Genomic DNA, 25,228 nt, shown 5'->3' with positions numbered 1-25,228 from the left:
GAGGGCACTGGGAGACGGGGCGCGGTGGCCCCGGTGGCCGCTACAGGGGGATGTTGCCGTGGACGTTCTTGTCGGCGCGGGCGTCGGCGAGCGCGCTGGCCAGCGCGGAGGCGACGGCGCCTCGGGTCGCGGCCGGGGTGACGACGGCGTCGATCACGCCCAGCTCGACGGCCCGGTCGATGCCGCCGACGGTGCGGATGTGCTCCTCGGTGAGCTCCGCCAGCACGTCCGGCCGGCGCTGGGCCGGCACCTCGGCCAGCTTGCGCCGGTGCAGGATGCCGACGGCGGCCTCGGCGCCCATGACGGCGACCTGCGCCGTCGGCCACGCGAACACGGCCGTCGCCCCGAGCGAGCTGGCGTTCATCGCGATGTACGCGCCGCCGTAGGCCTTGCGCGTCACGACGGTGACCCGCGGCACGGTGCACTCGGCAAAGGCGTAGAGCAGCTTCGCCCCCCGGCGGACGACACCCTCCCACTCCTGTCCGACGCCCGGCAGGTAGCCGGGCACGTCGACCAGGACGACCAGCGGCACGCCGAACGAGTCGCACATGCGCACGAAGCGCGCCGCCTTCTCGGCGGAGGTGGCGTCGAGGCAGCCACCGCGGCGCAGCGGGTTGTTCGCGACCACCCCGACAGTGCGGCCACCGAGCCGGCCGAGCGAGGTCACGATGTTCGGGGCCCACTTCGGGTGCAGCTCGATGCCTTCGCCGTCCAGCACGGCGTTCACCAGCGGCCGCACGTCGTAGGCCCGGCGCGGGTTCTCGGGCAGCAGCTCGGCGAGCTCGCGCCCGGCGACCTGGCCGATGTCACGCTGGTCGGCGAGCAGGACCGCGAGCGCGCGGGTCCGCTCGATCGCCTCGTCCTCGGAGTCGCAGGTCACGTGCACGACCCCGCTGCGCTTGGAGTGCACCTCGGGGCCGCCGAGGCTGGTGGCGGTGCACTCCTCGCCCGTCACCGACCGCACCACGTCCGGGCCGGTGACGAAGACCTTCGCCTCGGGCCCCATGATGACGATGTCGGTCAGCGCGGGGCCGTAGGCGGCGCCGCCCGCCGCCGCGCCGAGCACCAGCGAGAGCTGCGGGACGCGGCCGGAGGCCCGGACGGTCGCGGCGAAGATCCGTCCGACGCCGTCGAGCGAGGCGACACCCTCCTGGAGCCGGGCGCCACCGGAGTGCCAGATGCCGACGACCGGGCAGCCCAGTCGGACGGCGGACTCGATGGCGTGGACGATCCGGGCGCAGCCGTCGCGCCCCATCGCCCCACCCTGTACGGTCGGGTCGGTGGCGAATGCGACGACTTCGTTCCCGTCGACGAGGCCCTGGCCGGCGACGACCCCGGATGTGTCGCCGGCTGCGAACAGGGACACCGTGTCGGCGTCGAAGAACCGGGCAAGCCGGGCCTCGGGTGTGCGTGGGTCAACTCGGTCGATCGTGGACAGACTCACCGTGCGTCTCCTTGCCTGAACGGCGCCGGACCGGTTCATCGGCCGACGCGCGACCACCTGGGGTACGCGCCGGTACCCGCGACACACTCGGTCCGGCGACCATGGGCGCCCGCCGCACCGGCGGGCGGTGCCGTGGCAGCGGTGGGGCGGCCGGCGTCACGGCGACATGTAGGTGACTGCGATGGGCGGATCTGGTGCGGTGCTCAGCGGTGGAACGGGGGTGGTGCTGAGCCGTGCGGGCACCCGCTCGGTGCCCTGTCGCTGCGGCCGGCGGATCCGGATCCGCGCCCGGCTGGGCGCGGCGTGCGGTTCCGCCGGCGTGCCGACGGTGCCGGCCGGGCCGGCCGGAATTCCGGCCGATGCGGGGCGGCATGGGCCGTCCCCGCGGCGGGGCCGTCAGACCGTGAAGGCCAGGCAGACGTCGTGGCCGCCGAAGCCGAACGAGTTCGACAGGGCCGCACCCGTGCCGATCTTGCGGTTGTCGATGCTCACCACGTCGAGCGCGATCTCGTCGTCGAGGGCGTCGAGGTTGCGGGTCGCCGGGACGATCCGCTCGCGCAGGGCCAGGATGCTGGCCACCGCCTCCACCGCGCCGGCCGCCCCGAGCAGGTGACCGGTCATCGACTTGGTCGCCGTCACCGCGACCGCGTCGATGTGGTCGCCCAGGGCGGAGCGCAGGGCCACCGCCTCGGCCACGTCACCGGCCGGGGTCGACGTGGCGTGCGCGTTGATGTGGACGATGTCGGTGGGCTCCAGCGACGCCGAGCGCAACGCGGCACGAACGGCCCGCGCGGCGCCGGCACCGGTGGGATCCGGCGCGGCGATGTGGTAGGCGTCCGAGCTGATCCCGGCGCCCGCCAGCGTGCCGTGGACCCGCGCGCCGCGGGCGGCCGCGTGCTCTGCGGCCTCGAGGACCAGGATCGCCGCGCCCTCGCCAAGCACGAAGCCGTCCCGCGCCTTGTCGAACGGGCGGGACGCCGTCTCCGGCGTGTCGTTGCGGCGGGACAGGGCCTGCATCTGCGCGAAGCCGGCTATCGGCAGGGCCGCGATCGCGGCCTCGGTCCCGCCGGCGATGACGACGTCCGCCCGGCCGGCCCGGATGATGTCCAGCCCGAGGGCGATGGCCTCCGAGCCGGACGCGCAGGCGCTGACCGGGGCGTGCACGCCCGCCTTTGCCTTGAACTCCAGGCCGACGGTGCTCGCCGGTCCGTTGGGCATGAGCATGGGCACCACGTGCGGCGAGACCCGCCGGGCACCCTTCTCCCGCAGCACGTCGTGCTGGGTGAGCAGCGTGATCACGCCGCCGATCCCCGAGGCCACGCAGGCCGCGAGGCGCTCGTGGTCGACGTCGGGCGAGCCCGCGTCAGCCCACGCCTCGCGGGCGGCGACCAGTGCCATCTGCTGGCTGCGGTCGAGGGTGCGTGCCTCGACCCGACCCAGCGGGAGCTCCGCCGCGAGCGGCGCGCCGATCTGGACCGGAAGGTTCTCGATCCATTCCTCGGTGAGCCGCCGGGCGCCGGAGCGGCCCGCGAGCAGACCCTCCCACGTCGAGGCGACATCGCCACCGAGGGGAGTGGTTGCCCCGAGGCCGGTGACGACGACCTGCCTTGGGGTTGTGGTCACGCCGCCACACCAGCCCGCTGGATGTACGAGACCGCGTCGCCGACGGTCTTGAGGGACTTCACGTCGTCGTCCGGGATCTTCACGGAGAACTTCTCCTCCGCGGCGACGACCACCTCGACCATGGACAGCGAGTCCACGTCCAGGTCGTCGATGAAGGTCTTCTCGGGGGTGACGTCGGCGGGGTCGACACCGGCGACCTCTTCGAGGATGACGGCGAGGCCGGCGAGAATGTCCTGGGACACGGTGGTTCCTCCTGTGAGAGCTGGGCTGGTGGCGGCGCTGGCTGCGCGCGATCAGGCGATCGTCGCGGGCAGGCGCCAGGATGCTGGTACCTGGGACAGGGGTGCGGCGGGCCTGGTCATCGGGCCGCCGGGGGCACGGCGCGGCGCGCGGGTGTCCGCGCCGCGAGGTCGAACAGGGTCACGGGCATCGCACGACCTGCCCGCAGTAGGTCAGGCCGGCGCCGAAACCGAACAGCAGCACCGGGTCGCCCCGGCGGATCTCGCCGGTGTCGAGCAGGCGGGCGAGCCCCAGCGGAATGCTCGCGGCGGAGGTGTTGCCCGAGTCGACGACGTCGCGGGCGACGGCGGCGTTCGTGGCGCCGATGCCCGTCGCGAGTGCCTCGACGATCCGCAGGTTGGCCTGATGCGGAACGATACCCGCGAGCTCGTCGGGCGCCACGCCGGCCCGTTCGCAGATCTGCCGCACGGTCGGCACCAGGGAGATCGCCCAGCGGAAGACCGCCTGGCCCTCCATGCGGAACATGTTGTCCCCGTAGCCGGGGACGCGAATCACCTCCGGTCGGGAGCCGTCATGGCCCCAGACCGCCGGGCCGATCTCGTCGGTCTCGGCCGTGCCGATCACGGTCGCCCCGGCACCGTCGGCGAGCAGGATGCAGGTGCTGCGGTCATCCCAGTCGGTGTAGTCCGACAGTCGCTCGGTGGCAACCACGAGGACGTGGCGCACACTGCCGGCGCGCACCATGTCGGCGGCCGTCGACACCGCGTAGCTGAACCCGGCGCAGGCACCGTTGATGTCGAAGGCGCCGGCGTTGCCGGCCCCGATGCGGTGGGCGATCTGCGGCCCGGCGCCGGGAATCTGCGAAGGCGAGGTACAGGTCGCGCCGATGACGAGGTCGATGGTGTCGGCCGTCAGGCCGGCGGCCGCGAGCGCCTTCTCCGCGGCGGCCGCGCCCATGGCGACGGTCGTCTCCTCCTCGTCGGCGACCCGCCGGGTGGCGATGCCCGTGCGGCTCTGGATCCACGCGTCCGAGGTGTCCACCCGCTGGGCGATCTCGTCGTTGGTGACGAGCCGCGTCGGGCGGTAGACGCCGAGCCCGAGCATCCGGGCTCCGCTCACGGCGCTCACGCCCGCACCCCGACGAGGGCCGCGTCGTCCGTCGCCAGGTCCGGCGGCGTCCGCGGCGCTGGGCTCGCCGGCGCCTGGCTGAGGTGGTCGGTGCCGACGTGCTCGGCGATCAGCTCCCGCGCGGCGGGCAGGTCGTCGGGGCTCTTCACGGCGAGGATCTTCACGCCGGGCAGTTCGCGACGCGCGATGCCGGCCAGGGTGCCGGCCGGCGGCAGTTCGATGACCGCGGTGACGCCGAGCCCCCGCAGCGTCGCCAGGCACAGGTCCCACCGGACCGGCGCGGCAACCTGGGCGACGAGTCGGGAGAGGAGATCGGCCGGGTCCGTGACGACCGTACCGTCGGCGTTGGACAGGGTCGCCACCCGGGCCGCGGCCGGCCGGATGCCGCCGGCGACGGCGCCGAGCGCGTCGCGCGCCGAGGACATGTGGTGAGTGTGGAAGGCGCCGGCGACGGACAGCGGGCGCAGCCGGACGCCCGCGGGCGGTTCCGCCGCGAGCCGGGCGAGGTCCTCCGTCGTGCCGGCGGCGACGATCTGGCCGGCGCCATTGCGGTTCGCCGCGGTCAGGCCGAGCTCGGCCAGCCGGGCGGTCACGGCCTCAGGCTCCCCGCCGAGCAGCGCCGTCATCCCGGTCTCGGTCCGCGCGGCCGCCTCGGCCATCGCGCGGCCGCGCAGGGCCACGAGGACCAGGGCCTCCTCCGCAGAGAGGATGCCGGTGAGGGCCGCGGCGGTGATCTCCCCGACGCTGTGGCCTGCCAGGACGAGCGAGGTGGTGCCGACCGGGGCGGCGACCGGCAGGCCGAGCTGCTCGGCGGCGACGAGACCGCTGGCGACGATGAGCGGCTGGGCGATCGCCGTGTCCCGGATCGTCTCGGCAGGCGCCTCGCACCCGACCTCCAGCAGATCGATGCCAGCCGCGGCCGACCACCAGCGCAGCCTTTCCTCCGCCCCGGGGAGACCGCGCCAGGCGCGGAGCTGTCCGGGGGTCTGTGCACCCTGGCCGGGTGCGAGGATCGCGAGCACGTGTACTACCTAACCCTTCGGGAGGACTACTTGTCGCTGGCGGCCACTCACCGATGTCCCGACCGGGCGTTGTAGATGGCCTACAAACCGATCTGCCGTCACCGTGAATTCGTTCGTGCTGCGGGCATCGGGCCGGATTCGCGTGACAGGCCAGCAGAGTGGCCCGATGTGACCGTTCTCGCACTGGGGTGCGACGACTCCGGAGCGATGCGCCCGATCATGTTTTCCCTGTAGATAACGCACCGTCGAGGCGTCCCAGGACGAGCGCAACATGCAGGATGAAACGCTCCCGGTGATCCGCGGGGTCGAGTCCGCAGACCTCCGCGGCCTTTCGGAGCCGGTAACGGACAGTGTTGGTATGGAGGTAGAGGGCTCGGGCCGTGGCCTCCAGGGACGAACCGAAGTCGAGATACGCCCCGGCGGTTTCCAACAACGGCGTGCCCGCGTCGCGCAGCGGCAGGTAGACCTCCTCGACGAGCACCCGCCGGGCATCGGCGTCCCCGGCCAGCGCCAGCTCCGGCAGCAGCGCCCGGGCCTGGACCGGCCGGGGCGCGGCCGGCCAGGCGGCGACGACGTCGGTCGCGGCGAGCGCCCACCCGGGCGGCGCGCGGTGCGCCGGTCAGGTCGGCGACGACCGGGCCGACGACGACCGGCCCCGGACCGCAGGCGGGCAGCAGTGCCCGGGCCGCGTCGAGTGCGGTGTGCACCGTGGCGCCGGGCTGCCGGTCGGGAGCCTGGCCGCCCGGCGCGCCGGCGCCGGAGGGGCCGCCGGCGGTCGCGGTGTCCCCGGCCGCGGTGGCGGCCGCCAGCCCGTCGGTTCGACCGATGTCGTCGGAGGTGGCGAAGTCGGAGGTGGCGAACCGGCCGCCGACCACCATCACCAGCCGGTTGTGATGGACCCCGGCAAGCACCTCCAGCTGGGCCGCCCGAGCCAGCCGGTGCACCTCGTCGACCACCGCCTCCGGCGCGTTGCCCTCGGCGCCGCCGACGATGACGGTCACGGCCGGCGGGTTGCGCCAGCCCACCGCCGCCGCCCGCGACGGCAGCGCCCGGTCCACCTCGCCACGCACCACGTGATCGACGACCAGCGCTTCCAGCCGGGCGTCCCAGGCGCCGCGCTCCTCGGCCGCGCGGGCGTAGACGACCGCACCGGCGAAGGCGATGTCGCGGGAGTAGCGCAGGACGTCGGCGAGCAGCCGCAGCTCGTCCTCGGGGCCGGCCAGGTTCGGCACCTCGGCCTCGATCGCCTCCACCGCGACCCGGACCAGATCGACCAGGCGACGGAAGGTCACCGCCCGCACGAGCTCGCGCGGGGCGACCCGGAAGACGTCCTCCGACAGCTCCCGGGCGTGCTCCGGTCGCCGACACCACTCGACGAACGAGGAGATGCCGGCCTGGACCACGAGCTGGATCCCGGCCCGATGGCTCGCCGACATGGCCGGAAACCAGGGCAGGACCTCGCTCATCCGCGCCGCGGCGCGGGAGGCGAGCATCCCGCTGGAGCGTTCGACCCGGCGGACCACGTCCTCGCTGGTGCCGCCGACGGTTGCCGATCCCGGGCCGTCGCCGGTCGGGGCACCCGTTCGCAGGTTGTCCAGCGGGGGGATGCGCTGGTCCGGGTAGTCGTCGAGGGCGGGCAGCTCGCCGGGGGCCGCGGTGCCGAGGGCTGGGGTGCGCACGCCGCGCCTTGCCCGCCCGCGCGCGGCGATGCGCCGTCGCGCCGCAGCCCGATCGGCCTCGGCCGGCGTGGGGTCCCCGTCCCCGTCTCCGGACGAGGCGAAGGGACTCTCCGACGGAGCGCGCGGCTCGTCCGAGTCAAGCAGGCTGTCCGGGGAGTCCTGCGGGCCGTCTGGTGGACCGAGCGGGTCGGCCGGCGCGGCGGGCGAGCCGGGGAGCGGGACGGTCCGGCGGTCCGGCGCGACAGGCGGGCGCGCGGCGCGCGGTGCCGGCGGACCGCTACCGGGCGTTTTCGCTGGTCGCGGGGATCCGCTGCCGCGTCTGCCCGTGCCGTCCGACGGGTCCGAGGGGATACCTGCCACGTCCGCCAGCATGCCTCAGCCCTCCGCCCGGGATGTGGATTGTCGTTCCCGAACGATGGTCCGGAGGGGCCGGTGCCGCGGGTGAGCGGGTGTGTTCGCGGTCGCGCCGGTCACGCCCGATGGTGCCTGTGCGGGGCGTCGGCCGCGAGCAGCCCGCTGTGCGGCGTGTCCGGCGCAAGGCCGGCGGACCGGGCGGGCGCGACGGGGCGGCTGCACCGGGGCGGGCGCATCGGGGGATGCCCCGCGCGCCCGGTTTCGGGGACCGGCGATGCTTGAGGGCATGCGCGAGGTGAGCATCCAGGGTGACGCGATCCGGCTGGGCCAGTTCCTCAAGCTCGCCGACGTCGTCGGGGTCGGGTCGGATGTGAAGGGGCTGTTGGCGGGAGGGATGGTGCGGGTCAACGGCGAGGTGGAGAGCCGCCGCGGACGCCAGCTGGTCCCCGGCGACGAGGTCGTGGTGTCGGGGGAGCGGCTGCGGGTGGGCTGAGGAATCGGGTGGTCCGTCCGGGCTGGCCGGAGGTCGGAGCAGGTTGGGGGTCGGAGCAGGTTGGGGGTCGGAGCAGGTTGGGTCAGAGCTGGTCGGAGAAGGTGTCCGCCCAGTCCCGGACCTTCGTCACGTACGCCCGGGTCTCGCCGAAGTCGGGGATGCCGCCCGCGAGGCGCACGGCGTCCGGCCCGGCGTTGTAGGCGGCGAGGATCAGCGAGACGCGATCCCCGGGCAGGTGCGCCACCTGTTCGGCGAGCCACGATTCGTAGTACGCGGCCGACGGGATGGCGTCGCGGGGGTCCAGCGGATCCGCCACGCCGTCCTTGTTGCCGTCGAGCCCGAATGCCGCCCAGGTGGTCGGCAGGAACTGCATGATGCCGCGGGCACCGGCGTGCGACACCGCCTGCGCGTCGAACTTGCTTTCCACGCGTGCCTGCGCGGCGAGCTGGGCGGCGGTGAGGATGCCGTACGCGGTGGCGGCCGAGCGGAACACCGGGACCAGGTCGTCCGGCACGCGGTGGGTCCGCCGCAGGACGCCGCAGCTCGCCACCAGCACGACCGCCAGCAGGGCGGCCAGGACCGCCTTCGGGGGCACGCGGTGGACCATGTGCTCATCGTCCGGCGGCGGCGCCGTAGGCGGGGTCCGGTCGGTCATGGCGCTCCGGACGAGCCGTTCCCGGCCCTGACTACGCGACCAGGGTCCGGCGTAGCGCGATCAGGTCCGACTCGGTGAGTCCCTCCTTGATGGCCCAGGCGGCGGGGCCACCCCAACCGGCGTCGACACCGGCGAGAAAGCCCCGCATGACCTCCGGACGGCAGGAGAGCTGGTCGGGAGTGAGCGGGGCGGTCGGCCGGTTGTAGGAGGGACGCTTCGCCAGGCGTGCGTTGACCAGGTGGATCCGCTCGTTGGTCTGGGCGTAGTCGGCGACGATGGCGTCCCGGTCGACCCCGGCGATGCTCAGCAGCAGGGCCGCGAGGACGCCGGTGCGGTCCTTGCCGGCCGCGCAGTGGAACAGCGCGGGGCCCGCGGTGGGCTGGGCCAGCACCCGCAGTGCCTGTGCCACGGCGGGGCCGGCAAGGCGCAGGTAGTCCAGGTAGTGCTCGATGCGGTCAACCGAGTCGAGGTCCCGGACGATCGCGGGGTATCGCGGGTCGTCGGGCATCACCCACTCACCGGGCAGGAACGACAGGTTGTGATAGTCGATGGGCTGCTCGGCGAGGAGACCCCGGCCTTCTCGGGCCGCCTCCTCCCTGGCTCGCAGGTCGATGATCGTCCGCAGGCCGAAGGTCTCCCGCAGCAGGATGACGTCGGCCTCGGTCAGCGTCTGTACCGAATCGGATCGCAGAAACACGCCGTGCCGGGTGGCCGCTCCGTCGACGGTGGGCAGCCCGCCTAGATCGCGTACGTTGTCGCAGCCCGCGAGGTTGAACCAACGCTCCACAAGGCGATCCTAGGACCACAGGTGCCATCCGCCGGGCCGAAACAGGCGAATCGGTGCTGCCGGCCGGCCCGGACCGCCCGGGGCCGAGGCGTTCGCAGCCCACGGGGAGCCCGGCGTGCTCCGGATGCCGGGGCGCCGTCAGTCCGCGAGGCAGGCGCGCTCAGCCCGGTGCCGGGGCGTCGCGTTGGCCGGGCGGGCGGCCGGTGTGGTCGCCGGGCGGCCTCAGCTGGTCGAGGGGCTGTGGTCGGTCGAGGGGCTGTGGTGGGTCGAGGGGGCGCGGTCGATCGAGGGGCCGTGGCCGGTCGGGGGGCCATGGCTGGTCTAGGGGCTGTGGTCGGTCGAGGGGCTGTGGTCGGTCGGGGGGCCACGGTCGGTCGAGGGGGCGCGGTCGGTCGGGGACGGCGTTGATCGGCCGGGCGGGCACGCCCGCGACGACCTGGGCGACGCGGATGTCGTCGGTGACGACCGAGCCGGCACCGATGACGGCACGGTCGCCGACGTTGCGGCGGGCGACGATGTTCGCCTGCGCGCCGATCCACGCCTGGGCGCCGACCGCGACCCCGCCGGAGATCCGCGCTCCCGGCGCGACCGTCACGTAGTCGCCGAGGCGGCAGTCGTGGGCCACGCTGGCGCCGACGTTGACCACCACGTGCCGACCGGTGCGAACGTTCGTGGTGATGCTGGCCAGCGCGCAGACCACGGTGCCGGGCCCGAGCCGGACGTCGCCGCCGAGGCTGGCGCGGGGGTGCACGAGAGTCGCCGGACGCCGGCCGTGGACGCTGGCGTACCGGTCGACGCGCAGGCGGGCGGCGGCGTCGCCGAAGCCGATCAGGTAGTCGGCGTCGAGGCGGCCGAGCATGTCCAGCCCACCGAGCAGGGGCGCGCCGCGGCGGGCGACGAGGTCGGGGTCGGCCGAACCGTCGTCGAGGAAACCGAGGAAGGCGTAGCGGGTCCGGCCGTCGGCCGCGTTGACCGCCTCGACCACGTCGAGCAACTCCCGACCGTGGCCGCCGGCGCCCACGATGACCAGCGAGCGCGAGTGGTCGGGCACGCGGTGACCGTAGACCCGTGTCTCTATGAGTTCAACTTGACACTCAACGTAGCCATGCGGCCGGTGTTGCCGCCCCTCCGGGCGGGGTGGTCCGTGGATCGGGTCGGCTCTACTACTATCGGCATCCTTCTGAACTCGAAGGGTGATGAATCGGTGAAGGTAGTCGTGACGGGCGGTGCCGGCTTCATCGGTGCCCACCTGACCAGAGCGCTGCTCGCCGCCGGGGCCGAGGTGGTGGTGATCGATGATCTCAGTACGGGAGCGGTGTCGAACCTCGCGGGCCTGCCCGTGAAGCTGGTGATCGGCAGCGTCACCGACCGCTCCCTGGTCGAGGAGGCATGCACGGGGGCGGGCAGCATCGTGCACCTGGCCGCCCGGCCGTCGGTGGAGCGCTCACTGCTGGACCCCATGGCCACCCACACGGTCAACGCGACGGGCACCCTGACGGTGCTCGACGTCGCCCAACGGGCCGAGACGCACGTCGTCGTCGCGTCGTCGTCGTCCGTCTACGGCGGGGCGGGGCCGCTGCCCCGCGCGGAGGACGCGCCCACCCTGCCGCGCAGCCCGTACGCGGCCTCGAAGCTCGCCGCGGAGGGATACGCGCTGGCCTACCAGGCCGGATTCGGCCTGCCCGTGCTCGCCGTCCGGCTGTTCAACGTGTTCGGCCCGTACCAGTCGGTGGGGCATGCCTACGCCGCCGTCGTCCCCACCTTCATCGAGGCCGCGCTCGCGGGACGGCCGCTGACGCTGCACGGCGACGGCCGCCAGACCCGGGACTTCACCTACGTGGCGGGGGTCGCCGGCATGCTGTGCGACGCGGCGGTGCGCCGGGTGAGCCACCCGCGGCCGGTCAACATCGCCTTCGGTACCCGCACGGATCTGCTCACCGTGATCGGCGAGCTGGAGCGCATCGTCGGGCGCCGCCTCAGCGTGCACCACAGCGCTCCCCGAACCGGCGACGTCCGCGACTCCCAGGCGGACGCGACGACGATGCGGAGGCTGTTCCCCGACGCGACCGGCCTGGATCTCGCCGCCTCGTTGGAGGCGACGGTCGCCTGGTACGCCGACCGCACCGGCACCACACCGGGCGCCGGCCCCGGTACCGGCGCGGTGCCCGGCGCACCGGCAGCCGAGCGGCTCTGACCCACCACCCGCCGAGTCCCGCCGCCGCCCGCCCGGGTCACGGCGTGGCGGGCCGGGCCGCGTCGGAACGGTCCGCGGTCGGCTGGCGGGGAATCAGGCCGCCCGCCGGGAGGACGGAGGCCGCCGGGAGGACCGGGGCTGGCGGGAGGACCGGGTCTGCCGGAAGGACAGGAGCCGCCGGGGCGGTCGGGGCGGTCGGAGCGGTCGCGGCGGTCGGGGCCTCGACAGTCGCGGTGGCGGGGACGAGGACGGCCTCGCGGGCCAGGGCGGCGAGCTCGGCCAGCACCCGCTCCGGCGGGGCCCAGGGGTCGAGGGCGAGCGCCCGGGTCGGGTCCAGCGAGGGCACGTCGACGTGCGAGATCAGGGGATGGTGCGGGCGCTGGTCGGTCTCGCCGTCGCCGAACAGCTCCTCGTGCAGCTTCTCCCCGCGGCCCAGACCGGTGTAGACGATCTCGATCGGCCGCTTCTCGCGCGCCGCGAGCCGCGCGGCGACGTCCGCGATCCGCACCGGCTCCCCCATGTCGAGGACGAGGGCCTCCCCGGGAGCGCCGAGCGCGCCGGCCTGCAGCACGAGCTGCACGGCCTCGGGGATGGTCATGAAGTATCGGGTGACGTCGGGATGGGTGACCGTGATCGGGCCACCGGCGGCGAGCTGGCCGGCGAAGACGGTGAGCACGGAGCCGTTGCTGCCCAGCACGTTGCCGAACCGCACGCTGACCAGCGTCCCGCTGGCCTCCCGGGCCAGGTGGGCGGTGAGCCGTTCGGTGATCCGCTTCGAGTAGCCCAGCGCGCTGACCGGGTTGGCGGCCTTGTCCGTCGAGATGTTCACCAACCGTTCGACGCCGCAGGCCACGGCCGTGCGCAGGATCGCCAGCGTGCCCCAGACGTTGGTCTTCACCGACTCCCCGGGGAAGCGTTCGAGTAGCGGGAGGTGTTTGAGGGCCGCGGCGTGGAAGACGACCTGCGGGCGGCGCTCCATGAACAGCGTGGTGACGAGGTCGAGGTCGCGGATGTCGCCGAGCACGATCGCGTCGTCGTCGAGCATCGCGCGGCCGGTGAGCGACAGCTGCACCGCCCGCAGCGCGGACTCGTCCCGGTCCAGCATGATCAGTTCGGCCGGGCGGTAGCCGGCGATCTGCCGGCACAGCTCGGAGCCGATCGACCCGCCCGCACCGGTCACCAGCACCCGGCGCCCCACCAGGTAGCTGGCGGCGGCGGCCATGTCGGTGCGGACCTGGCGGCGGCCGAGCAGGTCGGCGAGGTCCAGGTCGCGGATGTCGCCGACGCCGACCCGTCCGTCGATCAGGTCGCCGACCTTGGGAAGGACCTTCACGGTGAGGCCGACGCTCTCGGCGATTCTGCTGATGTCCCGGAGCAGTCCGGCGTCCGCGCTCGGGATGGCCACCAGCAGGGTTCTCGCTCCGGTGGCCGCCGCGACCGGGCCGATCGACTCCCGTCCACCGAGCACCCGGACCCCGAGCAGACGCAGGTTGTGCAGGTTCGGGTCGTCGTCCAGCAGGGCGACGGGGTAATAGGGGCTGTCCTGGGTGCGCATCATCGCCGTGAGGACCCCTTCGGCTCCGTCGCCGGCGCCGAAGATCAGCACCGGCTCGGCGCTGTCCCGGTTCGGCCGGCGCAGCTGCTCCTCCACCAGTCGCCACAGGTAACGCACGCCGAACATCACGACCAGGGTCACCGCGCCGCCGAGCGGCGGCACGCTCAGCGGCATCGGGCGCGGCGAGCCGAACGCGGCGATGACGACGAGCACGCCGACGTTCGTCAACAGCACCGCCACGAGCAGCCCGAGCACCTCCTCGAAGCCGCCGAAGCGGTAGCGCCCCAGATAGAGGTGCAGGGCCGTGCCCAAGAAGTGGAGCAGGCAGACCGCCAGGGCGCAGATCACCCAGAAGCCGAGGTCGGCCAGGGCGTCGTGGGCGAAGTCGAACCGTCCGAGCTGGGCCGACGTGAGGCCGATGACCATCGCCGCGCTGTCCAGGGCGATCTGCAGTCCCACTCGTTGGCGGAGGTTGAGCCTCAGGACGCGCCGCGCGAGGTGCGCTGTCCGCCGCTGGTCGGCCGTGCCGTCTACTCTACGTCTCCACATGAGGCCATAGAGTAAGCGTGACTGAGAGTAAAATAATCGCTACTCATCGAGTATGTTGAGGTGGTCCTCGATGACGGTGAGTGGTCGGTACATAGACTCCGGAGGGTGGTCGACGAGTGGAGCTGCGTGACTATGTCCGCGTCCTTCGCCGCAGCTGGATGGTCATGGTGGCCTGCGTGGTGCTCGGCGGCCTGCTGGCCGCAGCCTCGACCTGGCGGGCGACGAAGGAGTATGCCGCGTCCGTGACCATGGTCGTCTCCTCGCCCGACAACGCCGAGGGCGCCGCCTCGGCCTACCAGGGCGGGCTGCTCTCCCAACAGCGGGTGAAGTCGTACGCGAACCTCGTGGCCAGCGAGCGGGTGGCGGCCTCCGTCATCGACCGGCTCCACCTGAAGACCACCCCGGAGGCGCTGCGGGGGCAGATCTCCGCGCAGGCCGTTCCGGACACCGTGCTGCTGCGTGCCATCGTCCGCGACCGGGTGCCCAGGCGGGCCCAGTCGATCGCCGACGCGGTCGGCGAGTCGTTCTCCGTCGCCGTCGCCCAGATCGAGGCGCCCGCGGACGACGAACCGCCGTCGGTCCGGGTGAGCGTCTGGGAACGCGCCAAGCTGCCGGTCTCGCCGGTCTCCCCGCAACCGACCCGCAACCTGGCCCTCGGTCTGCTGCTGGGGCTGATGGCCGGGGTGACGGTGGCGTTCACCCGCTTCCGCCTGGACACCAGCGTCTCCGGGGAGGAGGACGCGCGGGAGTCGACGGACCTGCCCAACCTGGCCGTGATCGCCTTCGACGCCGACGCGGTCCGCCGGCCGCTCATCACCAACGCCCGGCCGCACTCCGCCCGAGCGGAGGCCTTCCGCCAGCTCCGCACCAACCTGCAGTTCGTCGACGTGGACGCCGGCCCACGGTCGATCCTCGTCAGCAGCTCCGTGCCGGGCGAGGGCAAGACCACCACGATCTGCAACCTCGCCATCAGTCTGGCGCAGGGCGGTGCCCGGGTCTGCCTGATCGAGGGCGACCTGCGCCGGCCGTCGTTCGGCGACTATCTCGGCGTCGAGTCCGCGGCGGGCCTGACCTCCGTCCTCATCGGCGCCGCCGACCTCGACGACGTGCTGCAGCCGTGGGGCGAGGGGCGCGTGGGGGAGGGCCGGGTGGAGGTGCTCGCCTCCGGACCGGTCCCCCCGAACCCCAGCGAGCTGCTGGGCTCCAAGGGCATGGCCGACCTCGTCCAGCTGCTGCAGGCCCGATTCGACATCGTGCTGATCGACGCCCCACCCCTGCTGCCCGTGACCGACGCGGCGGTGCTGGCGACCCGGGCCGAGGGGGTGCTGCTGGTGGCGCGGGTCGGCCGGACCCGCCGCGAGCAGCTTCGCCGCGCCGCCGAGGCGCTGCGCGCGGTGGATGCCCGGATGGTCGGCACGGTGCTGAACATGGTCCCGACGAAGGGGCCGGACGCCTACTACTTCGGCCAGTACGGCAACTACGCACCGCGGGGCCGGCACGCCCGCTCATCGGCGGTGCGGGCGGCCAGAGTCCCCGCACCGGACGCCGGCGTCGGGCCCGCCCGGCCGCTCGGGGCCCCCATGCCGACCGGGTCGTCGTCGGGAACAGCATCATCGGGCGCGTCATCGTCGGGCGCGTCATCGTCGGGCGCGTCATCGTCGGGCGTGGCGGCGGGGAGGTCGTCGGGAAGGTCGTCGTCTGCTGCCACGGCCGGTCGTACCGGCGGCATCCGAGGCTCGGCCGGGGACGGCGGGCCTGGGGCAGTCTCCGTCCCGGCCGCGCGAGAACCGATCGACGCGGACCCGTCCGCCTCGGCGGAATCCGGCGACCCCGCCGACCTGGCCGGTGCCGGGCTACGCGGCGGCTACGCCGTCCCGGGGCGCGCCCGTGCCCGTCGGAGTGAGACTCGGCCGGGAGATGTCGGCAGGTCGGCGACGAAGCCGCCCGCGGATCGCCGCGCACCCGGCGGCCGGCCCGAAGGCTCTCCCGGTCCCGGCGGGGCACCCGGAACCGGCGGGGCACCCGGAACCGGCGGGGCACCCGGAACCGGCGGGGCACTCGGAACCGGCGGGGCACCCGGAATCGGTGGCTCGCGGAGCGCCGGCAGCTCGCGTGGCGCGGGCAGCGCGGATGGTGACGGCGCGGATGGTGGCGGCTCCGCCGTGGCGACGGGCGGACGCGACTCCTCCCGACCGCCGTCTGACCGGTGACGGCCGGGGATTCGGGGGCTGAGGGAACTTCGGGGGCTGAGGGAACGGAGAACGGCGGCACGGGCGGGCGCGCGGGCGCAGGGCAGGCCATTCCACGCCAGCTCGGCGTGGATTCCGCCCCGGACGGCGTGCCGAGCCGGGCCGGGGCGCGCTCGGCGTCCCTGGCCGGCGGGCCGACCGATCGGGGTGCGGCGACTCCCGCGTCCGGAACCGCCAGCCCTGCCGCCGATGAGATCGGTGGCGCCGGCCGGATCGGTGCGTCCGAGGCGACCAGCGTGGCTGGTGCGAGCGGTGCGGCGGGTGCGAGCGGTGCGGCGGATCCGGCCGGGGAACCGGGCGTGGTCGGGGAAGGGATCGCGGGCGGCGGGCGGTCCGTGGGTGGCGCAGGGACGTCCAGCCGACGCGGCGGACGGGCCCGCTGGCTGGTCGGAGGCCTCGCCGTCGCGTTCGCGGTGATCGTGGGCCTCACCGGCTGGGTGGCTGTCCGCGGTCTGATGGCCCGCTCCGAGCTCGACGAGGCGCGCACGCGCATCACGACGTTGCAGCGGCAGGTGCTGGCCGGGGACATCCCGGCGGACGGCGAGCTGCGGGCACAGGTGGCGGGGATCGCCGAACGGGCCCGGTCCGCCCGGTCACTCACCGGCGACCCGGTGTGGTCGGCCTTCGGACGCCTGCCGTGGGCGGGCTGCCCGCTGCGCTCGGCGGCGGCGCTCGTGCGGGCCGTCGACACGATGGCCGGCGCCGGGCTGCCGGCCGTCGCGGATCTCGGCGGTGACCTCAGTCCGGACCGGCTGCGTCACCAGATGACGATCAACGTCTCGGCGTTGGCGGCGGCCCGCGCGCCGGCGCAGCGGGCCGCAGCGGCGCTGTCGGCGCTGCAGGTGGCGGCCGAGAGAACCGAGACCTGCGGCTGGCCGGGTCGGGTCAGCGGCGTCGAGGACGCCCGCGCCGAGGTGATCGACCGCGGGCGGACCCTGTCCGGGGCGTTGGACAGCGTGGCGCTGGCGGCCCGCATCGGGCCGGACATGCTCGGCGCCACCGAGCGGCGGCGCTACCTGCTGATCGTCCAGAACCCCGCCGAGTCCCGGGCGACCGGCGGGATCATCGGCGGCTTCGGCCTGCTGACCGCGGATCAGGGGCGCCTGTCCCTCGACGGCATCTCCGGCAACGGGTCGCTGCCCGGCGGTCCCACCCAGCAGACCCCGGCCACCATGTTGCCGGGCCCGTTCGCGGCGCGCTATGCGTCGTTCTGGCCGGACCGGGTGTGGGCCAACGCCAACCTGACGCCCGACTACCCCACGGTCGGCAAGCTCTACTCCCACCTCTACCAGTCCGGGACCGGCATCGACGTGGACGGCACCATCAGCGTCGACCCGACCACGCTGTCCTATCTGCTGGCGGCGAGCCGCCCCGCGGTACTGCCCGACGGCCAGGTCGTCACCGCGGCGAACCTGGTCGACCTCGTCGAGTCCAGGGTGTACGCCCGCATCCCGACGGTGCCTGCCCGGGACCGTTTCTTCGCGCAGGTGGGCCAGGCCGTCTATGCGGCGGTGGAATCGGGCAGCGGGGACACGACGAAGCTGCTCACGGCCTTGTCCAGGGCGGCGGGGGAGGGGCGACTCAGTCTGTCAAGTAACCACGCCGATGAGCAGGACGTTCTTTCGACGACCGCGCTGGGTGGCGCGTTGCCGACGGGATCCGGGCCCTATCTCGCCGTCGTCACGCAGAACGCCACGGCGAGCAAGCTCGACTACTGGCTTCGCCGCCGGACCATCTATCGGGTGCAGCGGCTACCGAACGGGGCCGGTGCGGTGACGATCGCCGTCCAACTGACCAACGTGGCCCCCGACGGCCTGCCGGAGTACGTCCGCGATCGTCAGGATGTCCGCGGACGCGGGACCAACCCGCAGGCCCAGAACAACCTGTGGCTGTCGGTGTACACGGGTCGGGACAGCCTGTTCGCCGGTGCCCATCTCGACGGCCAGCCGGTCGGGCTGACCAGCGGTTCCGAGGACGGCCTGCCCGTCGTCTCCACCTACCTGACCGTCGACCGCGGCCAGACCAGGACCCTGGAACTCAAGGTGCTCGAGCCGCAGGCGGGCCCCGCGCTCGCGGTCCGTCCCCAGCCGCTGCCGGTGCCCGAGCGCCTCGACGTCGAGGGGGTGCCGATCACTTCTCCCTGGTCACGCAGAGTCAAGAACTGACTACGGAGGGTTGTGGACACGGAGAGTAATCATCGATACTCTCCGTGTAGTCAATCGTCCAACTGTTTGGCCTGATGATCCGCAGGGAGAGTGCCTGTATGAAGTTCCGACCCCTCGGAGTCGCACTGGTGGCAGGCGGCAGTGTGGCGCTCGCCGCCCTGCCGGCTTCTCCAGCCGCGGCCTTTGACAAGCCCATCTTCGGCGACGACTCCGGCACTCCGCCCGGCACTCCGCCCGGCACTCCGCCCGGCACTCCGCCCGGCACTCCGCCCGGCACTCCGCCCGGCACTCCGCCCGGCACTCCGCCCGGCACTCCGCCCGGCACTCCGCCCGGCACTCCGCCCGGCACTCCGCCTGGCACCGTCTATCCGCCTGTGGGTGCTGTGGGTTCCGAGGGTTCCGAGGGTCCTGTGGGTTCCGTGGGTCCTGAGGGTTCCGTGGGTTCCGTGGGTCCTGATGGTCCTGTGGGTTCCGTGGGTCCTGATGGTCCTGTGGGTTCCGTGGGTCCTGAGGGTTCCGAGGGTCCTGTGGGTTCCGTGGGTCCTGAGGGTCCTGAGGGTCCTGAGGGTTCCGTGGGTCCTGTGGGTTCTGTGGGTTCTGAGGGTTCCGAGGGTCCTGAGGGTTCCGTGTGCGCCGGTCCGACCGGGGCGGGTACCCTTAGCGATTCCGTTGTTACTTTGGGCGAGACCGTGACCTTCGGTGGCTGCGGATTTCTCCCCGGCACCCAGATCGAGATCGAGCTCGACGGGGAATACCTGTACGAGGCCCAGGCCGTGGGCAGCGCGGGTTCGTTCAGCGTGCCGGTCAACCTTCCGAGGACCGGCCAGCACACCATCACCGCGGTCGGCGAGGGCATCGCCGATCGACCGTCCCTGGTGACGCCCCCGCCCCTGGTGACGCCCCCGCCGGGTGGCCCGGTGCCGCCGGGGGTGTCCGAGGGTCCGGGGTCGCTCGACGATCAGGACATCCAGGCTGCCCCAGGACTGGCCGCCGGGCCGGGTGTCCCTGGGGGCCCAGAGACACCGGGCGGTCCGGGGGGTCCCGGCGGTCCTGGGGGTCCTGGGGGTCCGGGCCTCCCACCCGGGTACGAGCCGGGTAAGGACAAGCCGATCCTGCCCCCGATCAACATCGGGCTGGCGGCTCCGCTGACGCCCGCGAAGCAGGCGCTGGCGACGCGCGTCGTCAGCGCGTCCGTGCTGGTGGTCGGGTTCGGTGAAGACGGCATCGAGGGCCTGCCGTTCAACCCGGGCTGGATCACCAACTGGATCGGCGACTGGGTGTTCGACCACCACGGCAGGCGTCGGCACGACCGCGACGACTGCTTCGGCGACAAGGACGGGTTCGGCAGGGACGGCCGCGACGGCAAGGACGGCTTCGGCAAGGACGGCCGCGACGGCAAGGACGGCTTCGGCAACAACGGCTTCGGTAGGGACGGGTTCGGTAGGGACGGGTTCGGCAACAGGAACATCAGCAACGACAAGGTGGCGCGGGCCGACGAGCTGGGCGGCCAGAACGGCTGGGGCGGCCAGAACGGCTGGGACGGCAAGAACGGCTGGGACGGCTGGGACGGCAAGAACGGCCGGGACAACAAGGACGGCCGGGACGGTCGGGACAACAAGGACGGCCGGGACGGCCGGGACGGCTGGGACAACAAGGACGGCCGGGACGGCCGGGACGGCTGGGACAACAAGGACGGTCGGGACGGCAAGGACGGCTGGGGCGGCAAGGACGGCCGCGACGACAAGGACGACTGGTTCGACGACAAGGACGACAAGGACCGCGACAGGCGTGACGGCGGCCCGTGCTTCGTCGGCGCCGGCGTCGGGGTAGGCGTGGTCGGCGCGGGCGTGGGTGTCGGTGCGGCGGCACCCGCGGGCGGCGCGCTGCCCTTCACCGGTGTCGAGACCGGAGCCATGGCCTCGATCGCGGTGGCCCTGCTCGGCGGCGGTGCGCTGCTGCGGGTCGCGGCCCGGCGTCGTCGGGTCGCCGGCGCCACCCCCCGTACCGGGGCCTGATCGAGCCCGGTAACGGAGGCGGTGCGGCCGGGTGAGGGCGAAATCTGCCCACCCCGGCCGCACTCAGTCAGCGTGGCGGGGATCCGCGGGTCAGCGCAGCGGGTCGAAGGGGGCCAGATCGGCCGCGGGGGTGCCGGCGACCACGGCGTCGGCGAGAAGTCGGCCGGTGACCGGGCCCAGGGTGATGCCCCACATGCCGTGACCGCCCGCGACGAACACCCGCGGCGATGCGGTCGGGCCGATCAGCGGCAGCCCGTCCGGCGTGCAGGGACGCGGTCCGACCCACTCGTGCGTGCGGGCCTCGAGGTCGACCCCGCGCAGCAGGCCGCGCGTAGCCTCGACCACCGCGCGGGTGCGCCGCGGATCCGGCGGCGCGTCCGGATGGCGGAACTCCATCATCCCGGCGACCCGCAGGCCGTCGCCGATGGGTGTGCAGGCCACCCGGGAGGCCGGGAAGTAGATCGGCCCGCTCGGTGGCTGCTCGGTCGTGACGTGGAAGCTGTAGCCGCGACCGGCCTGCACGGGCAGGCGGACCCCGAAGGGCCGGGCCAGCCTGGGTAGCCAGGCGCCGGTGGCGAGGACCGCGGCGTTGAACGCGCCCGCCGCCGGGAGCGGGCCGAGCACCTCGACCCGGTCGCCGGCCTCCCGCAGGCCCGCGACGGCCGTCGACTCGTGGACCACGCCATCGCGGGCCCGCACGCTGTCGGCGAGGGCCGCGACGAAGCGCCCCGGGTCGCAGAACCGCTGCCCGTGCACGGAGGCGACGTATCGGACCTGCTCGGACAGCAGCGGCTCGAGATCGCGGGCGGCGAGGGGATCGAGCACCTCGGCGTCGACCGGCTGGCCGGCGGCGCGCACCTCGGCGAGCTCGACGAGCAGCGCGTCGAGGTCGGCACGGTCCCGGTAGCCGGCGAGGAAGGGCGCGGCGGCCCGGGTCGGCGCGGTCACGCCGCCCGCGGCGAGCTCGTCGAACGCGCCGAGGGCCGCCCGGGTCAGCGGTGCGAGTGCCCGCATGGCGCGCCGCCAGCGACCCGTCGTGCTGTGCCGGACGAACCCGGCGACGAAGCGGGCGAGCCCGGCGTCGGCAACCGGCGGCACGTACACCGGTGAGTCCGACCGCAGCAGCACCTTCAGCCCGTAGCGCAGCACCGCCGGCTCCGGCAGCGGCGTGGCGAGGCCGGGGGTGAGCCAACCCGCGTTGCCCCACGACGAGCCGGCGCCGGCCCAGCTCGGCCCGGTGGTGAGCCGGTCCCGGTCGAAGACCGTCACCCGCACCCCGCGTTCCTGCAGGAACCAGGCCACGCACAGCCCGACCATCCCGCCGCCGATCACCGCCACCCGATCAGGAACGTCCCGCGCCTGCCTGTCCACCGTCACCATGGTCCGCCGACCGTCGGGGCGCCGCTGCCGTTCCGTCCCGTTCGCGACCTATGCCGCATTTTTCGGGCGCTCATCGGTGGTGCGCGGGCAGGGTGCGTGGCATCGCGGCGGTGGCATGGCGGCGCCCCGCCGACGGGGTGCTGTCGACGGGGCGCGGACCGGCCTTCTCCTTGCGGGCTACTTGCGGCCGAGGGAGGCGCGCAGGTACTCGCGGTTGAGGGTCGCGATGCTGTCCAGCGGGATGCCCTTCGGGCAGGCGTTGGTGCACTCGCCGGTGTTCGTGCAGCCGCCGAAGCCCTCGGCGTCCATCGCCTCGACCAGGTTGAGCACGCGGCTCGCCCGCTCCGGCGCCCCCTGCGGCAGGCTGTTGAGGTGCGTCACCTTCGCCGAGGTGAACAGCATCGCCGAACCGTTCGGGCAGGCGGCGACGCAGGCTCCGCAGCCGATGCAGGTGGCGTTGTCGAACGCGGTGTCCGCGATCGGCTTCGGTACCGGCGTGGAGTGCGCCTCGGGGGCGCTCCCCGTCGGCGCGCTGATGTACCCGCCGGCCTGGATGATCCGGTCGAGGCCCGACCGGTCCACCATCAGGTCCTTGAGCACGCCGAACGCAACCGAGCGCCAGGGCTCGACGTCGATCACGTCGCCGTCGGAGAACGAGCGCACATGCAGCTGGCACGTGGTGGTCAGGGCGCGCGGACCGTGCGCCTGGCCGTTGATGACCACGCCGCAGGAGCCGCAGATGCCCTCGCGACAGTCGTGGTCGAAGGTGACCGGGTCCTCGCCCTCCAGGGTGAGCCGCTCGTTGAGCACGTCGAGCAGTTCGAGGAAGGACATGTCCGGGTTCGCGTCGGGCACCTCGTAGGCCACCATGCGGCCGGGTTCGGCCGGGCCGGCCTGGCGCCAGATCCGCAGGGTGAGCTTCACGGTCGGCTCCTTGCGCTGTCTGCGCTGTCGTGGTTCGTCGGGAGCGCGCGGGTCATGGTGTGCGCGTCGATCGTTCGTGTCGCGTGGTTCATGGCTGTCCGACCCCGTCTCTCACGCGTAGTTGCGCTGGGCGAGGTGGACGTAGTCGAACTCGAGTGGCTCCCGGTGCAGGATCGGGGTGCCGCCGGTGCCGCCGAACTCCCAGGCGGCGGCGTAGGCGAACCGGTCGTCGTCGCGGCGGGCCTCCCCGTCCGGGGTCTGGCTCTCGACCCGGAAGTGACCGCCGCAGGACTCCTCGCGGTGCAGCGCGTCGACGCACAGCAGCTCGCCGAGCTCGAGGAAGTCCGACACCCGGTTGGCCCGCTCCAGGCTCTGGTTGATGGTGGCGCCACTGCCGGGCACCTTCACCGAGCGCCAGAACTCCTCGCGCAGCTCGGGCAGCCGACCCAGCGCCTTGCGCAGGCCGTCCTCGCTGCGCGCCATCCCGCACTCGTCCCAGAGGATCTCGCCGAGCTCGCGGTGGAACGAGTCGACGGTGCGCTCGCCGTCGATCGACAGCAGCCGGTCCAGCCGGCCCGTCGCCTCGGCGACCGTCGCGGCCACCTCGGGGTGGCTGGCGTCGACCTTGGCGAACGTGTTCGAGGCGATGTAGTTGCCCAGCATCGGCGGCAGGACGAAGTAGCCGTCGGCCAGGCCCTGCATCAGCGCGCTCGCGCCGAGCCGGTTGGCGCCGTGGTCGGAGAAGTTCGCCTCGCCGATGACGAAGCAGCCCGGGATGGTGCTCTGCAGGTCGTAGTCCACCCACAGGCCACCCATCGTGTAGTGGATGGCCGGGTAGATCCGCATCGGGACCTTGTACGGGTCCTCGCCGGTGATCCGGTCGTACATCTCGAACAGGTTGCCGTACTTCTCGCGGACGGCGGCCTCGCCCATCCGCTTGATCGCGTCGGCGAAGTCGAGGTAGACGCCCAGGCCGCCGGGGCCGACCCCGCGGCCCAGGTCGCACTGGTTCTTCGCCGCGCGGGAGGCGATGTCGCGGGGGACCAGGTTGCCGAAGCCCGGGTAGATCCGCTCGAGGTAGTAGTCGCGGTCGGCCTCGGGGATCTGGTCCGGCGAACGGGTGTCGCCGGGGTTCTTCGGCACCCAGATCCGGCCGTCGTTGCGCAGCGACTCGCTCATCAGGGTGAGCTTGGACTGGTGGTCGCCGGAACGCGGGATGCAGGTCGGGTGGATCTGCGTGTAGCACGGGTTGGCGAAGTAGGCCCCACGCCGGTGGGCCCGCCAGATCGCGCTCGCGTTGGAGTTCTTCGCGTTCGTCGACAGGTAGAACACGTTGCCGTACCCGCCGGTGGCCAGCACGACCGCGTCGGCGATGTAGGTCGAGATCTGGCCGGTGATCAGGTCACGGGCGACGATGCCGCGGGCGCGGCCGTCGATGACGATCAGGTCGAGCATCTCGGTGCGCGCGTGCATCTCGACGTTGCCGGCGTCGATCTGGCGCGACAACGCCTGGTAGGCGCCGATCAGCAGCTGCTGGCCCGTCTGGCCGCGGGCGTAGAAGGTCCGCGCGACCTGCACGCCGCCGAACGACCGGGTGTCGAGCAGGCCGCCGTACTCGCGGGCGAACGGCACACCCTGCGCCACGCACTGGTCGATGATCTGGGTCGACGTCTGCGCGAGCCGGTAGACGTTGGACTCCCGGGACCGGAAGTCGCCGCCCTTGACCGTGTCGTAGAACAGCCGGTAGACCGAGTCGCCGTCGTTGCGGTAGTTCTTCGCGGCGTTGATGCCACCCTGCGCGGCGATGGAGTGCGCCCGGCGCGGCGAGTCCTGGTAGCAGAACTGGATGACGTGGTAGCCCTGCTCGGCGAGGGTCGCTCCGGCGGCCCCGCCGGCCAGGCCCGTCCCGACGACGATCACGCTGTGTCGCCGCCGGTTCGCCGGGTTGACCAGCTTGGCGTCGAAGCGGCGCCTGTCCCAGCGCTGCTCGATCGGCACGTCCGGCGCGGTGGTGTCGGCGATGTCGTCGCCGAGCTTGTAGAAGGACATGTCAGCCTCTTTCGTGCGTCAGTCGACGAGGCCGGCGAGGACCGACACCGGAACGATCAGGAATCCCACCGTGAGAAGCACGGCGAGACCCGTCGCCACACCCTTGAAGGCGCGGTCGCGGCTCGGCCGGTTGTACCCGAGGGTCTGGGCGGCACTCCAGAAGCCGTGCTGGATGTGGAGGCCCAGGCAGATCATGGCGGCGATGTAGATGGCCGTGACCCACCACACGCTGAAGCTCGACACGACGTTGTCGTAGGCGGCGCCGTCGACTCCGTGGCGGTTCAGGGTGAGCGTGGTGAAGTCGAGGATGTGGTAAACGATGAACAGCGCCAGGGTGATGCCGCCGTAACGCATGATGTGCGTGGCGTAGCCGGCCCTGGCCCGCTGGTGGTGGGAGTATTTCGTCGGCCGGGCCTTCAGGTCCCGTCGGCTGAGCTGGTAGGCCGAGACGGCGTGTAGCACGACGGCCACTACCAGGACGAACCGCTGGATCCACAGATACCAGCTTTCGTGCAGGACCGGGTTCCCGATCGTGCGCAGCCAGTGGGCGTAGTGGTCGAAGTCGGTTCGGCCGAAGAAGATCTTCAGGTTCCCGAGCATATGGACGATCAGGAACAGCAGCATCAGCAGACCGGTGACCGCCATCACGGTCTTCTTGCCGATCGTCGAACGCCAGAAGTTCAACGGGGCGAAGGAGGATCGCGCGGGGCGCGGGGGGCGTCC

General features: G+C 73.2%; 19 protein-coding genes. 5 read left to right on the top strand and 14 right to left on the bottom strand.

Annotated features, from left to right (window positions below):
- Positions 1-40: 40 nt before the first annotated feature.
- From FRAAL_RS24695 to FRAAL_RS36285, 6 genes are all read right to left on the bottom strand, one after another.
- Positions 41-1,444 carry an acyl-CoA carboxylase subunit beta gene (locus FRAAL_RS24695; protein ID WP_011606747.1) on the bottom strand — a complete coding sequence of 468 codons (1,404 nt, stop codon included), beginning with the start codon at positions 1,442-1,444 and terminating at the stop codon, positions 41-43.
- A gap of 396 nt (positions 1,445-1,840) precedes the next feature.
- The gene (gene fabF, locus FRAAL_RS24690; RefSeq protein WP_011606746.1) at positions 1,841-3,067 is read right to left on the bottom strand and encodes a beta-ketoacyl-ACP synthase II; all 1,227 of its coding nucleotides are present in this window, start codon (positions 3,065-3,067) and stop codon (positions 1,841-1,843) included.
- A complete protein-coding gene (locus tag FRAAL_RS24685; RefSeq protein WP_009742445.1) occupies positions 3,064-3,309 on the bottom strand; it encodes an acyl carrier protein in 246 nt (81 codons plus the stop codon). The genes fabF and FRAAL_RS24685 overlap by 4 nt, the downstream gene beginning before the upstream one ends.
- Positions 3,310-3,487: 178 nt before the next feature.
- Complete coding sequence (locus FRAAL_RS24680) at positions 3,488-4,411, bottom strand: beta-ketoacyl-ACP synthase III (RefSeq protein WP_173402771.1); 924 nt, start codon at positions 4,409-4,411, stop codon at positions 3,488-3,490.
- Positions 4,412-4,431: 20 nt separating this feature from the next.
- A complete protein-coding gene (locus FRAAL_RS24675) occupies positions 4,432-5,457 on the bottom strand; it encodes an ACP S-malonyltransferase (RefSeq protein WP_011606744.1) in 1,026 nt (341 codons plus the stop codon).
- Between the two features lie 98 nt (positions 5,458-5,555).
- Complete coding sequence (locus tag FRAAL_RS36285; protein WP_011606743.1) at positions 5,556-7,136, bottom strand: hypothetical protein; 1,581 nt, start codon at positions 7,134-7,136, stop codon at positions 5,556-5,558.
- Between the two features lie 628 nt (positions 7,137-7,764).
- Here FRAAL_RS36285 and FRAAL_RS24665 point away from each other — a divergent pair.
- Positions 7,765-7,983 carry an RNA-binding S4 domain-containing protein gene (locus FRAAL_RS24665; RefSeq protein WP_173402704.1) on the top strand — a complete coding sequence of 73 codons (219 nt, stop codon included), beginning with the start codon at positions 7,765-7,767 and terminating at the stop codon, positions 7,981-7,983.
- 82 nt (positions 7,984-8,065) lie between these two features.
- Here the strand turns inward: FRAAL_RS24665 and FRAAL_RS24660 are convergent, their stop codons facing one another.
- The 3 genes from FRAAL_RS24660 to FRAAL_RS24650 all read right to left on the bottom strand — a co-directional run bounded on the left by FRAAL_RS24660 (position 8,066) and on the right by FRAAL_RS24650 (position 10,476).
- Positions 8,066-8,590 carry a lytic transglycosylase domain-containing protein gene (locus FRAAL_RS24660; protein WP_041939745.1) on the bottom strand — a complete coding sequence of 175 codons (525 nt, stop codon included), beginning with the start codon at positions 8,588-8,590 and terminating at the stop codon, positions 8,066-8,068.
- Positions 8,591-8,669: 79 nt separating this feature from the next.
- Entirely contained in the window at positions 8,670-9,425 is a 756-nt protein-coding gene (locus FRAAL_RS24655) for a tyrosine-protein phosphatase (protein WP_011606740.1), read from the bottom strand.
- Between the two features lie 160 nt (positions 9,426-9,585).
- The gene (locus FRAAL_RS24650; RefSeq protein WP_011606739.1) at positions 9,586-10,476 is read right to left on the bottom strand and encodes an acetyltransferase; all 891 of its coding nucleotides are present in this window, start codon (positions 10,474-10,476) and stop codon (positions 9,586-9,588) included.
- Positions 10,477-10,629: 153 nt separating this feature from the next.
- On the opposite strand from FRAAL_RS24650, the gene FRAAL_RS24645 reads away from it, so the two are divergent.
- Complete coding sequence (locus FRAAL_RS24645) at positions 10,630-11,619, top strand: NAD-dependent epimerase/dehydratase family protein (RefSeq protein ID WP_041939744.1); 990 nt, start codon at positions 10,630-10,632, stop codon at positions 11,617-11,619.
- A 37-nt stretch (positions 11,620-11,656) separates the two neighbouring features.
- Here the strand turns inward: FRAAL_RS24645 and FRAAL_RS24640 are convergent, their stop codons facing one another.
- Entirely contained in the window at positions 11,657-13,723 is a 2,067-nt protein-coding gene (locus FRAAL_RS24640; RefSeq protein WP_011606737.1) for a nucleoside-diphosphate sugar epimerase/dehydratase, read from the bottom strand.
- A gap of 116 nt (positions 13,724-13,839) precedes the next feature.
- On the opposite strand from FRAAL_RS24640, the gene FRAAL_RS24635 reads away from it, so the two are divergent.
- The 3 genes from FRAAL_RS24635 to FRAAL_RS30725 all read left to right on the top strand — a co-directional run bounded on the left by FRAAL_RS24635 (position 13,840) and on the right by FRAAL_RS30725 (position 20,152).
- Positions 13,840-15,933, top strand: a complete 2,094-nt coding sequence (locus FRAAL_RS24635) for a tyrosine-protein kinase domain-containing protein (protein ID WP_011606736.1) — start codon at positions 13,840-13,842, stop codon at positions 15,931-15,933.
- A gap of 374 nt (positions 15,934-16,307) precedes the next feature.
- The gene (locus FRAAL_RS24630; RefSeq protein ID WP_011606735.1) at positions 16,308-18,137 is read left to right on the top strand and encodes a DUF4012 domain-containing protein; all 1,830 of its coding nucleotides are present in this window, start codon (positions 16,308-16,310) and stop codon (positions 18,135-18,137) included.
- Between the two features lie 677 nt (positions 18,138-18,814).
- Positions 18,815-20,152 carry a hypothetical protein gene (locus FRAAL_RS30725; RefSeq protein ID WP_050997242.1) on the top strand — a complete coding sequence of 446 codons (1,338 nt, stop codon included), beginning with the start codon at positions 18,815-18,817 and terminating at the stop codon, positions 20,150-20,152.
- A 90-nt stretch (positions 20,153-20,242) separates the two neighbouring features.
- Here FRAAL_RS30725 and FRAAL_RS24620 read toward each other — a convergent pair whose 3' ends face one another.
- From FRAAL_RS24620 to FRAAL_RS24605, 4 genes are all read right to left on the bottom strand, one after another.
- Positions 20,243-21,532 (bottom strand): NAD(P)/FAD-dependent oxidoreductase, encoded by a 1,290-nt coding sequence (locus FRAAL_RS24620; protein ID WP_011606733.1) that lies wholly within the window; start codon positions 21,530-21,532, stop codon positions 20,243-20,245.
- A 177-nt stretch (positions 21,533-21,709) separates the two neighbouring features.
- Positions 21,710-22,456, bottom strand: coding sequence for a succinate dehydrogenase/fumarate reductase iron-sulfur subunit (locus FRAAL_RS24615; protein WP_011606732.1), 747 nt, complete (start codon positions 22,454-22,456; stop codon positions 21,710-21,712).
- A gap of 111 nt (positions 22,457-22,567) precedes the next feature.
- A complete protein-coding gene (locus tag FRAAL_RS24610; RefSeq protein ID WP_011606731.1) occupies positions 22,568-24,505 on the bottom strand; it encodes a fumarate reductase/succinate dehydrogenase flavoprotein subunit in 1,938 nt (645 codons plus the stop codon).
- 18 nt (positions 24,506-24,523) lie between these two features.
- Positions 24,524-25,189 (bottom strand): succinate dehydrogenase cytochrome b subunit, encoded by a 666-nt coding sequence (locus tag FRAAL_RS24605; RefSeq protein ID WP_011606730.1) that lies wholly within the window; start codon positions 25,187-25,189, stop codon positions 24,524-24,526.
- Positions 25,190-25,228 lie beyond the last annotated feature (39 nt).

Origin of the sequence: Frankia alni ACN14a, assembly GCF_000058485.1 — a bacterium.
Classification (GTDB): Bacteria; Actinomycetota; Actinomycetes; order Frankiales; family Frankiaceae; genus Frankia; species Frankia alni.
Note: the sequence above shows the minus strand (reverse complement) of the source record. Positions and strands in the feature narration are given on the sequence as shown.

Bases quoted from the DNA above. Each gene is read 5' to 3' on its own strand.
- FRAAL_RS24640 (WP_011606737.1), bottom strand. From the start codon at position 13,723: ATGTGGAGACGTAGAGTAGACGGCACGGCCGACCAGCGGCGGACAGCG.
- FRAAL_RS24660 (WP_041939745.1), bottom strand. From the start codon at position 8,590: ATGGTCCACCGCGTGCCCCCGAAGGCGGTCCTGGCCGCCCTGCTGGCG.
- FRAAL_RS24620 (WP_011606733.1), bottom strand. From the start codon at position 21,532: ATGGTGACGGTGGACAGGCAGGCGCGGGACGTTCCTGATCGGGTGGCG.
- FRAAL_RS24610 (WP_011606731.1), bottom strand. From the start codon at position 24,505: ATGTCCTTCTACAAGCTCGGCGACGACATCGCCGACACCACCGCGCCG.
- FRAAL_RS24665 (WP_173402704.1), top strand. From the start codon at position 7,765: ATGCTTGAGGGCATGCGCGAGGTGAGCATCCAGGGTGACGCGATCCGG.
- FRAAL_RS24680 (WP_173402771.1), bottom strand. From the start codon at position 4,411: ATGCTCGGGCTCGGCGTCTACCGCCCGACGCGGCTCGTCACCAACGAC.